Raw genomic sequence first — 14,766 nt, forward strand, 5'->3', positions numbered from 1 at the left:
TCGTCACGCGCCGGCCGTAGCCCCAATCACGCCGCGATGAACTCGTTCCATTTCTGGACCATGTAGCGTTCCTCGTTCATCACCGAGTTCCAGCACGAGACGCGGCCCATGCGTTCGGTGAAAGACCCGCCGTCGCGCACCGTGCCCGCGCGCTCCATCACGCGCCCGTCGGGGGCGAGGATGTCGGCGGCGGCCGGCTTGCCCTCCATCCAGAAATCCCATTCCGGGGCGCTCATCTGGGTGCGCGCCGTCTCCAGCACCGCCGAGTAGTAACCCTGGCGGTTGAGGTAGGCGCCGACCCACCCGGACAGGTACCAGTTGAGGTATTCATAGGCCGCGTCGAGCTGCAGCCCGCTGACGTGCCGGGCGATGCCGAGCCCGCCGCCCCAGGCGCGGTAGCCTTCCTCCAGCGGCTGGTACACGCAGGCGATCCCGCGCGAGCGCACCGCGGCGACGGCCGGCGACCACATGGACTGGATGATGACCTCGCCCGAGGCCATCAGGTTCACGCTCTCGTCGAAGGTCTTCCAGAAGGCGCGGAAATGCCCCTGGCGCTTGAGGTCGATGAGGAAGGCGGTGGTGCGGTCGATCTCCGCCCGGGTCATGTTGCCCTTGTCGATGTAGCGCAGCTGGCCCGCGCTCTCCATCACCATCGCCGCGTCCATGATGCCGATGTTCGGCACGTTCACGATCGAGGCCTTGCCGCGGAAGGCGGGGTCGACGAGGTCCTTCCAGTTGCGGATGGGGCGGCTGATCAGGTCCGGGCGGATGCCCAGCGTATCCGCGTTGTAGATGGTCGGGATGAGCGTCATCCACTCGGTCTGCGTCGGCTCGAAGGCGGTCGCGAGCCGGTTCGCGACGAAGCCCACCGTATGCGGCGCGGTGCCCTGGGCAACCTGGCTGGTGGGCGTCAGGCGACCCGAGGTGAAGATCGGCACGATCTTGTCGGCATTGGTGATGCGGCGCTTCTCGATCGCCTGCATGGTGCCGACCGGATAGGTCTTCTTTGTCGTCATGTATTCGACATCGGCGATGTCGAAGGTGCGCGACTGCGTCGCGATGCGCTGCGCCAGCGCGTCGGTGTCCATCACGGTGAGCTGCAGGGTGATACCGGTGTCGCGCTTGCACTGCTCGGCGATGGCGTTGAGGCCCGAGACGCCGGTGCCGACCTGGCGCAGCGTGATGTCGCGGATATTCTGCGCCCAGATGGTGGGGAAGCCGGTGATGGTCCCCGATCCCACGGCAGCGCCGGCCAGGGCCAGCGCGCCGCGCCGGCCGAGCGTCATTTTTGTCTTGTCAGTCATGCTCATCTCTCCTTGGTCCCGTCTGCCAGGAAGTTTGCAAGAACCACGCCGCTCAGGCGGCGAGGGCGTGTTCATCGGCGAGATCCCAGACGAGCGTGGCGCCCTGCCCCAGCGCGACGGGCGCGGCGTGGAAATCCGCATCCGCCAGCAAGGCCTCCGCCTCGGTTCCGTCGGCGGCCGCGACCACGACGCGCACCGCGGCGCCCAGGTATTCCAGTGCCGAGACCTGCCCCGCATGCTGCGGGCCGTTTCCGGCCGCCGCCAACCGCATGCGATCCGTTCTTACCGCGAACGACCCCTGCGCGCGCGCGAGCACGTTGTGGCCGCCGATGAAGCGCGCGACGAAGGATGAGGCCGGCTTCTCGAACACCTCGCGCGGCGGCCCCGCCTGAGCGATCCGCCCGTGATCCATGACCACGGTGAGGTCGGCCAGCGCCATCGCCTCCTCCTGGCTGTGCGTCACGTGGATGAAGCTGATGCCGAGCTCGCGTTGCAGGCGCTTCAGCTCCTCGCGCATCTTGGCGCGCAGAAAGGGGTCGAGCGCCGAAAGCGGCTCATCGAGCAGCAAAACGCGGGGCTCCGTGATCAGCGCGCGCGCCAACGCGACACGCTGCTGCTGCCCGCCCGAAAGCTGCGCCGGCAGCCGTTCGGCCAGGTGGCTGAGGTGCACGAGCTCGAGGAACTTGTCGGCCCGCGCCAGGCGCTCGACCTTCGCCACCCCGCGCATGCGCAGCCCGAAGGCGACATTGTCCCGTGCCGACAGATGCGGGAACAGCGCGTAGCTCTGGAACATCATCGCCGTGCCGCGCTTGGCAGGCGGCAGGGCGGTCACGTTGCGGCCCGCGAGCAGGATGTCGCCCTCGCTCACCTCCTCATGACCCGCGATCATGCGCAGCGTGCTGGTCTTCCCGCACCCTGATGGGCCGAGCAGGCAGGTGTAGGAGGCCGGCGGTATGACCAGGTCGATGCCATCCACCGCGACCGCGCCGCCGCCATAGCGCTTGGTCACCGCGATCAGTTCAACATCGTTCACATGCGGCTCCTGGGATCACGAGGGCGATGCTAGCCAGACGAGGCCCTGGCCGCCAACGCCACCCGCGCCACCAATCGCCATCCCGGCGCATGGTCCTGCCGCGAACAGGCGCAGCCTGCCCAAGGCACAGGCAGTGCGCGTCAGGCGCCGACCACCATCCGCCCGGGGACCGACGCCAGCAGGCTGCGCGTATAGGGATGCCTCGGGTCGGAGAAGACGGTGCCGACCCTGCCCTGCTCCACCACCGCGCCGCGCTGCATCACCGCCACCTCGTCGCAGATCTGCGCCGCGACCCGCAGGTCATGCGTGATGAACAGGATCGACAGGCCGAGCCGGGCCTGGAGATCGCGGAGCAGCGCGAGCACCTGCGCCTGCACGCTGACATCGAGAGCGCTCACCGGCTCATCCGCCACCAGCACGCGCGGCTTCATCGCCAGGGCCCGAGCGATGCCGATGCGCTGGCGCTGCCCGCCGGAGAATTCATGCGCAAACCGAGTCACGGCGGCGGCATCCAGGCCCACGAGTTCGAAAAGGGCCCGCGCCTCCGCCATGGCCTGCGCGCGCGCCATTCCCATCGCCATCGGGCCCTGCGCCACCTGCTCGCCCACCCGGCGGCGCGGGTTGAGCGAGGCGTAGGGGTCCTGGAACACCATCTGCACCAGCCGCGCCGCGGCGCGCCGTCCCTTCGGCATCGGCGCGCCGGCAATGCGGATGACCCCGGCGTCGGCGCGCAACATCCCCGCGACGCATCGCGCCAGGGTGGACTTGCCCGACCCGCTCTCCCCCACGATCCCGAGCGTGCTGCCGGCCCGCAGCACCAGGGAAACGTCGTCGAGCGCCCGCACTGGCTGGCGTCGTTGGAGCAGGCCCCGCGCGCCATAGGTCTTCACCAGGCCCTCGATCTCCAGCACGCGCTCCTCGCTCAGCGCGCGCGGCGGCGGCGCCTGCAGCTTCGGCACGGCGGCGAGCAAGGCGCGGGTATAGGGATGCCGTGGCGATTCGAGCACCTCCATGGCGCTCCCCTGTTCCACGATCACGCCGCGCTGCATGACCGCCACACGGTCCGCGATCTCCGCCACCACGCCGAAATCATGGGTGATGAACAGCACCGCCGTTCCGCGCCGCGCCTGCATCGCGCGGATCAGGGCCAACACCTGCGCCTGCGTCGTGACGTCGAGCGCGGTGGTCGGCTCGTCGCAGATCAGCACCTCCGGCTCCAAGGCGAGCGCCATCGCGATCATCACCCGCTGCCGCTGGCCGCCCGACAACTCATGCGGATAGGCGCGCAACGCACCTGGCGGGTCCGGCAGGCCCACCTCCTCCAAGGCGCGCAGGCTGCGCGCGGCGATCTCCTCGCTCCCCAGATCCGTATGCACGCGCCACATCTCGGCGATCTGGGCGCCCACCCGCATCAAGGGGTTCAGCGCAGTCATCGGCTCCTGGAACACCATCCCGATGCGGCAGCCACGCAACGCGCGCCAGGCATCCCCGCGCAGGACCACGCCACCCAGGCTGATCTCGCCGGCGACGACCGCAAGACCCGGCGCCAGGAGGCCCATGATGGCAGAGGCGGTGACGGATTTGCCGGAACCGCTTTCGCCCACGACGCACAGGATTTCGCCAGCGGCCAAGTCGAACGACACGTTATCGAGCGCCAATGCGCGATCGGCGGAGGGTGGCAACGCGACTGATAAGCCAGCGACCCGCAGCACGACTAAAAGACGGGGGAAAAGAATTTCCCCCGGACCCCCGATCTTTTATTTTTATCCGTGGGCGTCACCGCGAAGCCAGTCGAGGATTGAGGGCGTCGTTGAGACCCTGGCCGACGAGGGAGACGCCCAGAATCGAGAGCAGGATCGCGACGCCAGGTATCGCGGAGACGTACCACTCGCTGCGCAGCACCGTCCGGCCAAGGCCGATCAGATTGCCCCAGGACGGCACATTCGGGTCGGAGAGCTGCAGGAACGCCAGCGCGCTCTCCAACAGGATCGCCACCGCCATCACCACGCTCGCATAGACGATCACGGGCGGCAGCGCATTCGGCAGCACCTCGCGAAAGATCAGGTGCGCGTCCGACAGGCCCTGCATCCGGCAGGCAGCCACGTAGTCGCGCTCGCGCAGTGTCAGGAACTCGGCGCGCGTCAGCCGCGCGACCGGCGGCCAGGCGACGACGCCGATGGCGATCACCACCGTCACAAGGTCCGACCCGAACACCGCCACCAGCACGAGCAACAGCAGGAAGTTCGGCAACGTCTGGAACGCCTCCGTCACCCGCATCAGGACCGTGTCCACCACCCCGCCATAGAAGCCCGCAAGCGCGCCGAACACGATGCCGATCACCACTGCGATCAGCGTTGCGACACCCCCGATCAGCAGCGAAATCCGCGCGCCATGGAACAGCTGCGCCGCGATGTCCCGCCCCGAGGGATCGGTCCCCAGCCAGAATCGCGGATTGGCACCCGGCCACTGCAAGGGACGCCCGGCGAGACCCAGCGGATCGGCCGGAAACACCAGCGGCGCCACCAGTGCCATCAGCACCACTGCGCCAAGCAGCACAGCCCCCGCGACAGCCACGGGATTGCGCAGGAAGGCATGCAACGCCCGCATCAGCCGACAATCCGCGGATCGAGCCGCGCATAGAGCAGATCGACCACGAAATTCACCGCGATCACCAGCAACGCAGAGACGAACACGATGCCCAGCAGCGTGTTCAGATCCCGCTGCACCACGCTCTCATAGGCGAGGCGGCCCAGCCCCGGCAGGGTGAAGACACTTTCCACCACCACCGAACCGCCGAGCATCGTGCCGGCCTGCAGACCGATCAGCGTCACCATCGGCAGCAGCGCGTTGCGCAGCACGTGCCGCGCCACGATGCGCGTCTCGGACAGGCCCTTCGCGCGCGCCGTGCGTACGAAATCCATCCCCTGCACTTCCAGCATCGACGCCCGCATGATGCGCAGCGCAATGGCGAGGAAGATCAGCGCAAGCGTGAGGACCGGCAGCACCAGGTAGGTCGCCGTATCCCAGATCGCGGCCCAGCCGGTGTAGCCCATCGCCACATCGCCGAACCCGCCCGCCGGCAGCCATTGCAGGTAGACGCTGAACAACACGATCGCCATCAGCCCGAACCAGAAGGAGGGCGTGGCGTAGAAGATCAGCCCGAGCGTGGAGATCAGCGTATCCGGCCACTGGTTCACTCGTCGCGCGGCGACGACGCCGAGTGCCATGCCGAAGGAGAAGGCGAAGAACAGCGCGCCCATCATCAGCAGCAGCGTCGCCGGTAGCCGTTCCAGGATCACGCTCGCGACCGGCTTGCCGTAGATGGCCGAAAAGCCGAGATCCAGCGTCACCAACCGCCAGAGATAGGCGCCGAGCCGCGCCGCCACCGACAGATCGAGCCCGTAGAAGCGCCGCAGGTCGGCCGCGATGGCGGCATCGCCGCCGCCCATCTGCGCCATTAGCGCATCCACCGTGTCGCCGGGCGCGAGCTGCAGCAGCAAGAACAGCCCCACCAGGATCAGCACCAGCGCCGGCAGCGACGCGGCAAGCCGACGCAGCGCAAGAAGCAGCAGCTTCAAGAGGCCAACCAGGTGTCATGCCAGGACGAAGACGCCCAGCGCGGCGTGTTCCCAGCATTGCGCAGGCGCCGGTTGAACACGGAGAGAAAAATCTGCTCGATCGGCATCCAGACCGGCAGTTCGGTCTGCACGCGCGTCACGAAGTCCGCATAGAGGGCGCGGCGCCTGGCAGGGTCTACCTCGGTCGCCGCATTGTCGATCACCTGGTCGATCGCGGCATCGGTCCAGCCCCACTGGTTGGTCCAGGGCGCACCCTGCGGGCTGCCGGAGCGATACCAGACCGTGGTGCTTACGGCCGGGTCGGAGCGGTATTGGTGCCAGCCGCTGGCGAGGTCGAAATTATGGTCGTTGTAGACGCTGCGCAGGAAGCCGGCGGCGTCCAGCCGCACGATCTCCACGCGAATACCGACCTCAACCAGCGATTGCTGGATAAAGGTCGCAAACAGCGCGATATCCTCGCCCCAGGGTGCGGGGCTGAGGCGCAGCGAGAAGCGCACGCCGCCGGCGCCGCGCCGATGCCCCGCCTCGTCGAGCAAGCGGTTCGCAAGCGCGCGGTCGAAACCGTATTGCGGGCTTCCGGGCGTGTAGTAGTCGGCGCTGACCGAAGGGATCGGCCCAGTCCCCGGCTTGGCGTAGGTGCCCAAGAAGTTCTCGATGAAGAAGGGGATGTTGATCGCGTGCGCGATGGCCTTACGCACGCGGATATCGGCGAGCTCGGGCTTGCGGAAGTTGAACTCGATGGTGTTGGTCCGCGCATTGCCTTCATTGCCGCGCGTCGTCACTTCGAAGCGCGGGTCGCGCGCGAGGCGCGTCATGTCCGCCAGCGCGAGCGAGGAGTACGGGCTGAACAGGATCTGCCCCGCCTCCATCTGCGCCGCGGCCGCCGCTCGGTCGGTCACCACGCGCCACACCACGCGATCGAGGTAGGGCATGCCGTTGCGCCAGTAATTCGGGTTGCGCTCGGCGATGATGAACTGCCCGCGCTCATACTGCACGAACTTGAACGGCCCGGTTCCGATGGGCGCGGTGTTCGCCGGGTTTTGGCGGATATCCGTACCCTCATAGACATGCCGGGGCGAGATGTAGCCGAGGTCCGGCAGGCCGCGCAGCAACAGGCCCAGCGGCATCGGGCGCTCATAACGGAACACCGCCGTGTGCGCGTCCGGCGTCTCGACTGCGGTCAGGAACTGCTGCAGCGCGGTGCCGTAATTAAGGATCTTCTTCCACATCTCCATGGCGGTGAACTGCACATCCGCCGAGGTGAAAGGCCGGCCGTCATGCCAGGTGACTCCCTGGCGCAGCTTGAAGGTGATGGCGCGCCCGTCGGGCGTGGTCTCCCAGCTTTCGGCCAGCACGGGGGTGGGGTTGCCGGCGGCGTCGAGATCGACCAGCGGCTCCTGGATCTTGCCGCCCACGATGTAGACGCCGGTCGATGCCTGCAGCGAGGGGTTGAGGATGCGCTGCTCGGTCGCGAAATGCACCGTGAGGATGCCACCGCGCCGGGGCGTTTCCTGCGCGATCGCGCTGGCCGGCACCATGGCCGCGCCCGACATCAGGAACACCTCGCGCCGCGTCGGTCCGCTCATCGGGTTGCTCCTCACAGGGGTTCGAAGACGAGCGCGCAGCCCGTCACCATCATGGGCGCCCGCGCAGTGGTCGCGCCCAGCACCAGGCCGGCCCCGCCCGTATCGGGCAGCGACGCCGCATCCAGCCCGTAGGCGGCGGCGAGGTCGGCCCGTGTCGCGAAGGCGAAATCGGCGCGTCCGGTGCCGGTCGGCACCAGGGAGATGGCGCCATCCGTCTCAACCGCGCTCTCGATCAGCGCGGCCATCCCGGCCGCCGCTGCGGCAGGGTCGGGCGACGCGACAAGGGCGCGCCGGATAGCCGCGACGCCATTCGCGTGGCGTTGCAGATCTGGGATCCACACCGCGTTGCGCGTGTGGTGCTGACAAGCAAAAATACGCATCGCGCCGGGCGCCAGCGTCTCTGGCCATTGGAACACCGAAAACCGCGCCTCGGTCTCCGCGCCGCCGGGCAGCGGCACCGGCCTTGCGAAATCCATCGGCCCCACCGCTTCGATCCCGCGCACCTTCAGCGCTGCCGCACCCGCCGCGGCGTCGGTCGTCGTGAAGGCCGTCCGCGCAAAGCCCTGGCGTCCCGCAAGGAAGTTGCGCACCCCCTCATTGCGTGGGGTCGGGGCAACCACGCCGAGCAGCTCCACATAATCCTCGCCGAACATGATGGTGTAGTTCGCACTTCCCATCGCCTCGCTGTGCAGCCCGCGCGGGGAGAGCGTGAAGCCCGCCGCCGCCCAATCGGCCGCAGCGGCATCGAGGTCACGCACCACGATCATCGCGTGATCGATGCCCAGAATGGTCGTCAGCATACGAAAGCCCCTCGTTTGCGGCGATGCTAGACGCGGCCCATGCCGCACCGCAACATGCCTATTTGCTGCGGCTCTGCGCCCAGCCGAGCACGAGGCCGGAGCCGATGATGATGCTCGCGCCGACCCAGGTACCTGCATCCGGCAGATGGTCGAATAGCACCCAGCCGACCCCCGTCGCGCTGAGCAGCTGCACGTACTGGAACGGAGAGATGATGTTGGCGGGTGCCAGCGAAAGGGCGCGCGCGACGCAATAATGCCCCGTCGCCCCCAGCGTGCCGCAGGCGAGAAACATCGCCGCATCGCCGAGGCTGCGCGGCGTCTCCCAGATGAACGGCATGAACACCATCAGCCCGATTGCCCCGATCAGCGGCGCCCACAAGGCCGATGTCGCCGGCGGATCGAAGGGCGCGACCATGCGCGTCAGGATCTGATAGATCGCATAGGACGTCGCGGAGACTAGGATGAACAGCGACGCCCAGTGGAACAGCGCCCCACCCGGCCGGATGACCAGCAGCACGCCGATGAAGCCGGTGACCACCGCGGCCACGCGCAGCTTCGTGGTGCGCTCGCCCAGCAGCGGCCAGGCCAGCAATGCCACGATCAGCGGCGAGGCGAGCGACACCGCGGATGCCTTGGCCAACGGAATGAACGTCACCCCGTAGAAGAAGCACAGGTTGGAGGTGGTCAGCGTCGCCGCGCGCGCGAGCTGCAGCTTCGGCCGCCGGCTGCGCAACACCGCGATGCCGCCGGAGGGCATGAACACGGCGGCGAGGAACACCAGGTGGATGAAGGCGCGCGCCCAGGACACCTGCACCGAGGAATAGGTCACCCCCAGCAGCTTCGCGAAGCCGCCCATGAATGAGAACAGCATCCCCGCGAAGCACATCCAGAGAATGGCGATGAGGATGCGCCGGTCGGGCGGGGCGATTGTCTCGTTCACGGCGCTTGCACACTGAAGCGCCGGAGCCGATGCGGCAACCGCCCTCGGCACCGCGCGGGCAGCGGTGCTAGCCTCAGGGCAGGGAGATCACACCATGACGCCAGCGCCGAACCGCAGCTTCCTGTTTGCCCCGGGCGACCATCCGCGCCGCTCGGAGAAGGTCCTGACGATCGGCGCGGATGCCGCCATACTCGACCTCGAGGACGCGGTGGCGAACAGCGCGAAGGTCGCGGCACGCGATGCGGTGGTGGCCACCCTGCAGCGCCCGCGCGCCTGCCGCGGTTATGTGCGGGTCAATGCCTTCGAGACGCCGTTCTGCTTCGGCGACATCCAGGCCGTCATCGGTCCGCGCCTCGATGGTCTGCTGCTGCCCAAGCTCGAATCCGCCGCCCAGCTGATCGGGGTGGACTGGATGGTCGCCGCGCTCGAGCGCGCGCAGGGGCTGCCCGAGCGCGGCATCGACATCATCCCGATCATCGAGACCGCGCGCGGCCATGATGAGCTCCGCAACCTCATGCAGGCCACGGCCGGCCTCGGCGGACGTGTGCGCCGCATGGCCTTCGGCGCCGGCGACTACACCCTGGATCTCGGCATCGCCTGGTCGCTGGAGGAGAGCGAGCTCGCCACCATCCGCGCGGACATGGTGATGGCGAGCCGCAGCGCCGGGCTGGAAGCGCCGCTCGACACCGTCTGGATCGAGCTGCGCGAGACCGAGGCCTTCACGCGCAACTGCGCGCGCAGCGCAGCGCTCGGCTTCCAGGGCCGCATGTGCATCCACCCCGACCAGATCCCCATCGCCAATGCCGCCTACGCACCGACCGAGGTGGAGGTCGCCCGCGCCCGCACCATCGCCGCCGCCTTCGCCGAGGCCGAGGCGCGCGGCCTCGCGTCGATCCAGGTCGATGGCCGCTTCGTAGACTACCCGATCGTCGAACGCGCGCTGCGCCTGCTGCGCCTGCACGAGAGCATCACCGCCCACGGCGCCGAGCTGCGCTGAGCGCTATCGCAGCGCGCTGCCGCCGGGGCAGGCCGTGCGCCCGCCATCGACCTGGAACTGCCCCCCGGTGATGGCACTCGCGACGTCCGAGCACAGGAACAGCACCATCGCCGTCACCTCCGCCGGCGTCGCGTAGCGGCCGAGCGGGATGGCCGCCATGTAGCGCTCCGCCACGTCGTTGCGCCCCGAGGCCATCGCCTGGTCCTCGAGCGAATGGATCATGCGGGTGTCGGTCGGCCCCGGGCAGAGCGCATTCACGCGCACGCCTTGGCGCGCGACTTCGCCGGCCGCGGATTTGGTAAGGCCGAGCACTGCATGCTTGGACGCGACATAGGGTGCGAGGCCCGCCGACCCCACCAGCGCCGCCGTCGACGCCGTGTTCACGATGGACCCCACCGCCTGGCGCAGCATCACCGGGATCACGTGCTTGAGGCCGAGGAAGACGCCCTTCACATTCACCGCCATCACGGCATCGAACATCGCCTCGTCCTGCTCGTGCAGCGGGCGCACATGGCCCTCGATGCCGGCATTGTTGAAGAAGCAGTCAATGCGACCCCAGCGCTGGACGGCTGCGTCGACATAGCCGCGCACATCGGCGTCGCGCGAGACGTCGGCGGCGATGAACTGCGCTTCCAGACCTTCCGCGCGCAGGGCGGCGGCCTGCGCCTCGCCGTCGGCATCGCGATCCACCAGCAGCACCTTCGCACCCTCGCGGGCAAAACCCTGCGCGGCGTCGAGTCCCAGGCCATTGGCGGCGCCGGTGATGACGGCGACCTTCCCCGAAAACCGCATGCGAGCCTCCCTGTCCGTTTCTTATGCTTGGGTATCCAGATCCGTCGCGAGTCCATTGCGCAAGGCGAGGCCCGCGACGGTGATCAGCGACAGCGCGGGCCGGATGATCGCGGCCATCGTCAGGGCCCCGTGCAGCAGGTCCGCGGCATGCAGGTGCGCCACGGGGACACCTTCGGACTCGAGACGCGCGGCATAGGCGCGGCCCTCGTCGCAGAGCGGATCATGGCCCACCGTGAGCACAAAGGCCGGCGCCGTGCCGGCAAGCGTTTCGGCGCGCAAGGGCGAGGCGCGCCAATCCTGCCAATCCTTTGCATCCGGCACGTAGTGGACGCGGAACCACGCCATGCCTTCGGCGGTCAGCGGCAGGCCTTCGGTGTAGGCCGCGTAGCTCGGATGGGTCTGCGCCATCTCGGTCACCGGATAGAGCAGCAACTGGAAGCGCACCGGCGGCACCGCGCCGTCGCGCGCCATCAGCGCCAGCACGGCCGCGATATTGCCGCCCGCGCTGTCGCCGCCCACCGCGATGCGCGCCACATCGATGCCGAGCGCGGCTGCCCCCCGCACCGCGAAGCGCAGCGCCGCGGCGCAGTCATCCACCGCGACGGGGAAGCGGTGCTCGGGTGCGAGGCGATAGCCGACGGAGAGCACCGCGCAGCCCGAGATATTGGCGAGGCTGCGTGCCAGATGGTCATGCGTGTCGAGGTCGCCGAACACCCAGCCGCCGCCATGCGCGAAGACGAGACAGCCGAGAACGTCCGCGTCACTCGATCCGGCTGGCCGGTAGAAGCGCAGCGGCACGCCATCCGGCAAGGCGAGATCGCGCACCGACGCGACATCCGGCGGCGGCGGCTGCAGCACCGCGCGCCCGGCGGCGTATTGCACCCGCGCGGCCGGCGGCGAGAGATTGATGAACGGCGCCCGTCCCGACGCTTTAATGAGCTCCAGGATCACGCGGCAATCGGGATGCAGCGGCACCGGCATCAGCGCACCGCACCGTGGCGTTGCACGTCGCGGGCATGCGGCGGTGGTCCAAATACCCCGGTCATCCTCGCCATCCCCTGCCCCTCGACGCACCGATCGTGCTTTGCGCCGATCATGCGCGATGGCGCGGCCGCGTCAAACCTTCAGAGCCTGTCGAGGACCGGCCCCTCCAGCGGCGCGGGATGCGCCACCAGGGTCGCGATCCGCTCCAGCCCGCGGTCACGCACGCCCACGGCACGCAAATGCTCGACGGTGTTGAGCAGGTAGTCCCGGTTGCTGCCCATCGCGCCATGCCCCGAAGCGATCACCGCCGCCGCCTCGCTGGAGGCGAGCCGGCCGCAGTAATTCCGGCACGCGCGGTTCGCGACATAGGTCGCCGCCCGCACGAATTGCCCGCTGGCGGCAAGCCGCACATCCACCATCCGGCGCCGGTACACGATCTCCGCGCCATCGGGCAGTTCGCGATCGTCGAGATAGGCCAGCACCTCGGCGGCGCGGGGCGCTTCCACCCGGAACACCATGCCGCGGCAGGCGCCACCGCGATCCAGGCCCAGCACCAGCCCCGGCTTCGCGACGGTGCCGCGATAGCGCGTGCTCCACAGGCAGAAGCTGCGATGGTAGCCGCGCAGCACCCCGAGCTCGGCGCCGGCATGGGCAAAGCCCGGCCGCCAGATCAGCGATCCATAGCCGAAGACATAGAGGTCGCCATCTGGATCAATCGTGAGCATTCGCCAGTCGCACGGTTATTCCATCGCGCCTATACCGACGCCCATGCTCACCGCCAAGCCGATGCGCGCCGCCATTGCGGCCCTTCTTCTCCTCGCCATCCTCGCCGCGGGGCATTCCGCGCTCTGGCGCTGGACCAGCGGCCAGATCGAGCGGAGCTTCGCCGCCTGGACGGCGCAGCGGCGCGCGCAAGGCTGGATCATCGAGCACGGCCCGACCGCGCGCGGCGGATGGCCCTTGTCCGCCGCACTCAGCGTGCCCGGTCTGCGCATCGCCGCAGTCGGCCCGAACCTTCCCGCCGGCCTCGAATGGAATGCCGAGACGCTCACCCTGCGCGTCGCGGCACCGCGCCTGGACCGCCTCGTGGTCGAGTTCCGCGGCCGCCAGCGTCTGCGCATCGGCGACACCGAATTCCCCTTCGCGACGGATCGCTTCGAAGCCTTTTTCCCGACCGAGGCCGGCACCAGCCTGCGCGAGGGCGAGGTGGTGACCGAGCGGCTGCGCATGAACACGCCGGCCGGCCTGCTCGAACTGCGCGAGGGCCAGCTCAGCTTCGGCACCCGCTCCACCGCGACCGAGAGCGAGCCTGCGCTGACCGTCAGCCTCGCGCTGCAAGGCCTGGGCCTGCCCGAGGGCTTTGCCGCGCAACCGGCACTCGCCGCCTTCGGCCGCCAGCTCGAGAGCCTGTCGGCGGAGGCGGTGATGACCGGCCCGCTGCCCGGCGGGCGCGACCCGATGACCCGGGCCGAGCAATGGCGCGATGGCGGCGGCACGCTGGAACTCCGCCTGCTCGCGGTGCAATGGGGGCCGGTCGGCGGCGGCGCCAACGCGACGCTGACCCTCGACGACCGGCTGCAGCCGATGGGCACGGCGACGCTGCGCGTCTCCGGCGCCGACCAGGTGATACGCGCGCTCGCCGAAGCCGGCACCCTGCCGCCATCCTCGGCCGCCGCCGCCACGACCGCCCTGCTCCTGATGCAGCGCGTGCCGGAGTCGGGCGGGCCGCCCCTCGTCGAGGTGCCGATGACCCTGGAGAACAGCCGCGTGACCGTGGCGCGGATTCCGCTGGCGCGCGTCGATCCCATCGCCTGGCCAGCGCGACGGGGACCCGATTTCAGCCCCGGCGAGGATCCGACGCTTCCACCCCGGCGCTGATGCAGGACGGCCCTGAGGAATGGCCGCCCTGCATCAGCACGTCTTGGTGCCCTCGGGCGCATCGTGCCGCTGGCTCGCGGCCCGCATGGCGGGACGGAGTGCGCGCGCGCCGTGGTCACATCCCGGCGTTTTTCGGCACCCACACGCCGCCATCCGCATCGATGCGCGCGACGACCGCCTCCAGCGCCTCGCCATAGCAGGGGCCGGCGACGCATTCGCCATCTTCCACGCGGAAGCGCGCACCATGCGCCGAGCACAGGATGTGGGTGCCCTTTGCATCGAGGAAGCGATCCGGCACCGGGTCCAGTGGCAGCCCGACATGCGGGCAGGAATTCACATAGGCGAAGACCTGTGCCCCGCGCCGGACGGCGAACAGGCCGGTGAAGGCGCCGGGTGCGGCGGCGAAGCCCTTGGATCCGCCATCGGGGATATCCGCCAGCGCGCAGAGCCGCCGCTCGCTCATTTCTTCCAGCCGCCAAGCTTTGCCAAGTGCTTCCAATGCGGGTCGCTGATCGGCATGACCGACAGCCGGCTCTGCCGCGTGAGCGCAATGCCCTCGAGCTTGGCATCCTCCTTGATGTCGGCGAGCGTCACCGGCTTGGGCACCGGCGAGACCGCCTGCATGTCGACGCAGACCCAGCGGCCCGTATCGTCGCTCGGGTCGGGGTAGGCTTCGCGCACCACGCGCACGACGCCCACGATCTCCTTGCCGATGTTCGAGTGATAGAAAAAGGCGAGGTCGCCCTTCTTCATTGCCTTGAGGAAGTTCGACGCCTGGGCGTTGCGCACGCCGGTCCAGGGCTCGGTCTTGTTGGCGACCATCTGGTCCCAGGAGAAGGAGTCGGGTTCGCTTTTCACCAGCCAATGCGCCATG

General features: G+C 69.1%; 15 protein-coding genes. 2 read left to right on the forward strand and 13 right to left on the reverse strand.

All coding sequences use genetic code 11. From position 1 onward, the window contains the following. Window positions 1-26: 26 nt before the first annotated feature. The 8 genes from GXW79_RS09765 to GXW79_RS21775 all read right to left on the reverse strand — a co-directional run bounded on the left by GXW79_RS09765 (window position 27) and on the right by GXW79_RS21775 (window position 9,241). Window positions 27-1,304 (reverse strand): ABC transporter substrate-binding protein, encoded by a 1,278-nt coding sequence (locus tag GXW79_RS09765; protein ID WP_211874194.1) that lies wholly within the window; start codon window positions 1,302-1,304, stop codon window positions 27-29. A 52-nt stretch (window positions 1,305-1,356) separates the two neighbouring features. Beyond that, window positions 1,357-2,337 carry an ABC transporter ATP-binding protein gene (locus GXW79_RS09770; RefSeq protein ID WP_211874195.1) on the reverse strand — a complete coding sequence of 327 codons (981 nt, stop codon included), beginning with the start codon at window positions 2,335-2,337 and terminating at the stop codon, window positions 1,357-1,359. Window positions 2,338-2,477: 140 nt separating this feature from the next. Next, window positions 2,478-3,995 (reverse strand): dipeptide ABC transporter ATP-binding protein, encoded by a 1,518-nt coding sequence (locus tag GXW79_RS09775; RefSeq protein WP_246503871.1) that lies wholly within the window; start codon window positions 3,993-3,995, stop codon window positions 2,478-2,480. A gap of 118 nt (window positions 3,996-4,113) precedes the next feature. Next, on the reverse strand, window positions 4,114-4,944 hold the full coding sequence (locus tag GXW79_RS09780) for an ABC transporter permease (protein ID WP_211874196.1): 831 nt from the start codon (window positions 4,942-4,944) through the stop codon (window positions 4,114-4,116). After that, complete coding sequence (locus GXW79_RS09785; RefSeq protein ID WP_211874197.1) at window positions 4,944-5,915, reverse strand: ABC transporter permease; 972 nt, start codon at window positions 5,913-5,915, stop codon at window positions 4,944-4,946. Before GXW79_RS09785 ends, GXW79_RS09780 begins: the two co-directional genes overlap by 1 nt. After that, window positions 5,912-7,501 (reverse strand): ABC transporter substrate-binding protein, encoded by a 1,590-nt coding sequence (locus GXW79_RS09790; protein ID WP_211874198.1) that lies wholly within the window; start codon window positions 7,499-7,501, stop codon window positions 5,912-5,914. Before GXW79_RS09790 ends, GXW79_RS09785 begins: the two co-directional genes overlap by 4 nt. Window positions 7,502-7,512: 11 nt before the next feature. Continuing rightward, complete coding sequence (locus tag GXW79_RS09795; RefSeq protein WP_211874199.1) at window positions 7,513-8,301, reverse strand: VOC family protein; 789 nt, start codon at window positions 8,299-8,301, stop codon at window positions 7,513-7,515. A 58-nt stretch (window positions 8,302-8,359) separates the two neighbouring features. After that, window positions 8,360-9,241 (reverse strand): DMT family transporter, encoded by an 882-nt coding sequence (locus GXW79_RS21775; protein ID WP_211874200.1) that lies wholly within the window; start codon window positions 9,239-9,241, stop codon window positions 8,360-8,362. Between the two features lie 94 nt (window positions 9,242-9,335). Between GXW79_RS21775 and GXW79_RS09805 the strand changes: the two genes are divergently transcribed. Beyond that, window positions 9,336-10,238, forward strand: coding sequence for an HpcH/HpaI aldolase/citrate lyase family protein (locus GXW79_RS09805; protein ID WP_211874201.1), 903 nt, complete (start codon window positions 9,336-9,338; stop codon window positions 10,236-10,238). Window positions 10,239-10,241: 3 nt separating this feature from the next. On the opposite strand, the gene GXW79_RS09810 is transcribed toward GXW79_RS09805, so the two are convergent. From GXW79_RS09810 to GXW79_RS09820, 3 genes are all read right to left on the reverse strand, one after another. Continuing rightward, on the reverse strand, window positions 10,242-11,030 hold the full coding sequence (locus GXW79_RS09810; RefSeq protein WP_211874202.1) for an SDR family NAD(P)-dependent oxidoreductase: 789 nt from the start codon (window positions 11,028-11,030) through the stop codon (window positions 10,242-10,244). Between the two features lie 21 nt (window positions 11,031-11,051). Further along, a complete protein-coding gene (locus tag GXW79_RS09815; protein WP_211874203.1) occupies window positions 11,052-12,011 on the reverse strand; it encodes an alpha/beta hydrolase in 960 nt (319 codons plus the stop codon). 143 nt (window positions 12,012-12,154) lie between these two features. After that, window positions 12,155-12,739: a gamma-glutamylcyclotransferase gene (locus GXW79_RS09820; protein ID WP_211874204.1), complete on the reverse strand. Its 585-nt coding sequence runs from the start codon at window positions 12,737-12,739 to the stop codon at window positions 12,155-12,157. Between GXW79_RS09820 and GXW79_RS09825 the strand changes: the two genes are divergently transcribed. Beyond that, window positions 12,732-13,892, forward strand: coding sequence for a DUF2125 domain-containing protein (locus tag GXW79_RS09825; protein ID WP_211874205.1), 1,161 nt, complete (start codon window positions 12,732-12,734; stop codon window positions 13,890-13,892). The genes GXW79_RS09820 and GXW79_RS09825 overlap by 8 nt on opposite strands. A gap of 115 nt (window positions 13,893-14,007) precedes the next feature. On the opposite strand, the gene GXW79_RS09830 is transcribed toward GXW79_RS09825, so the two are convergent. Together GXW79_RS09830 and GXW79_RS09835 are read right to left on the reverse strand one after the other, a co-directional pair. Continuing rightward, entirely contained in the window at window positions 14,008-14,355 is a 348-nt protein-coding gene (locus tag GXW79_RS09830; RefSeq protein WP_211874206.1) for a Rieske (2Fe-2S) protein, read from the reverse strand. Then, the gene (locus GXW79_RS09835) at window positions 14,352-14,765 is read right to left on the reverse strand and encodes an EVE domain-containing protein (RefSeq protein ID WP_211874207.1); all 414 of its coding nucleotides are present in this window, start codon (window positions 14,763-14,765) and stop codon (window positions 14,352-14,354) included. The genes GXW79_RS09830 and GXW79_RS09835 overlap by 4 nt, the downstream gene beginning before the upstream one ends. Between the last annotated feature and the right edge of the window lies 1 nt (window position 14,766).

It is taken from the genome of Plastoroseomonas arctica (assembly GCF_018128965.1).
Lineage (GTDB): Bacteria > Pseudomonadota > Alphaproteobacteria > Acetobacterales > Acetobacteraceae > Plastoroseomonas > Plastoroseomonas arctica.

Excerpts from the sequence above, each read along its gene's own strand:
- GXW79_RS09810 (WP_211874202.1), bottom strand. The coding sequence starts at position 11,030 with ATGCGGTTTTCGGGGAAGGTCGCCGTCATCACCGGCGCCGCCAATGGC.
- GXW79_RS09835 (WP_211874207.1), bottom strand. The coding sequence starts at position 14,765 with ATGGCGCATTGGCTGGTGAAAAGCGAACCCGACTCCTTCTCCTGGGAC.
- GXW79_RS09805 (WP_211874201.1), top strand. The coding sequence starts at position 9,336 with ATGACGCCAGCGCCGAACCGCAGCTTCCTGTTTGCCCCGGGCGACCAT.
- GXW79_RS09795 (WP_211874199.1), bottom strand. The coding sequence starts at position 8,301 with ATGCTGACGACCATTCTGGGCATCGATCACGCGATGATCGTGGTGCGT.
- GXW79_RS09820 (WP_211874204.1), bottom strand. The coding sequence starts at position 12,739 with ATGCTCACGATTGATCCAGATGGCGACCTCTATGTCTTCGGCTATGGA.
- GXW79_RS09790 (WP_211874198.1), bottom strand. The coding sequence starts at position 7,501 with ATGAGCGGACCGACGCGGCGCGAGGTGTTCCTGATGTCGGGCGCGGCC.
- GXW79_RS09780 (WP_211874196.1), bottom strand. The coding sequence starts at position 4,944 with ATGCGGGCGTTGCATGCCTTCCTGCGCAATCCCGTGGCTGTCGCGGGG.
- GXW79_RS09815 (WP_211874203.1), bottom strand. The coding sequence starts at position 12,011 with ATGCCGGTGCCGCTGCATCCCGATTGCCGCGTGATCCTGGAGCTCATT.
- GXW79_RS09830 (WP_211874206.1), bottom strand. The coding sequence starts at position 14,355 with ATGAGCGAGCGGCGGCTCTGCGCGCTGGCGGATATCCCCGATGGCGGA.
- GXW79_RS09765 (WP_211874194.1), bottom strand. The coding sequence starts at position 1,304 with ATGACTGACAAGACAAAAATGACGCTCGGCCGGCGCGGCGCGCTGGCC.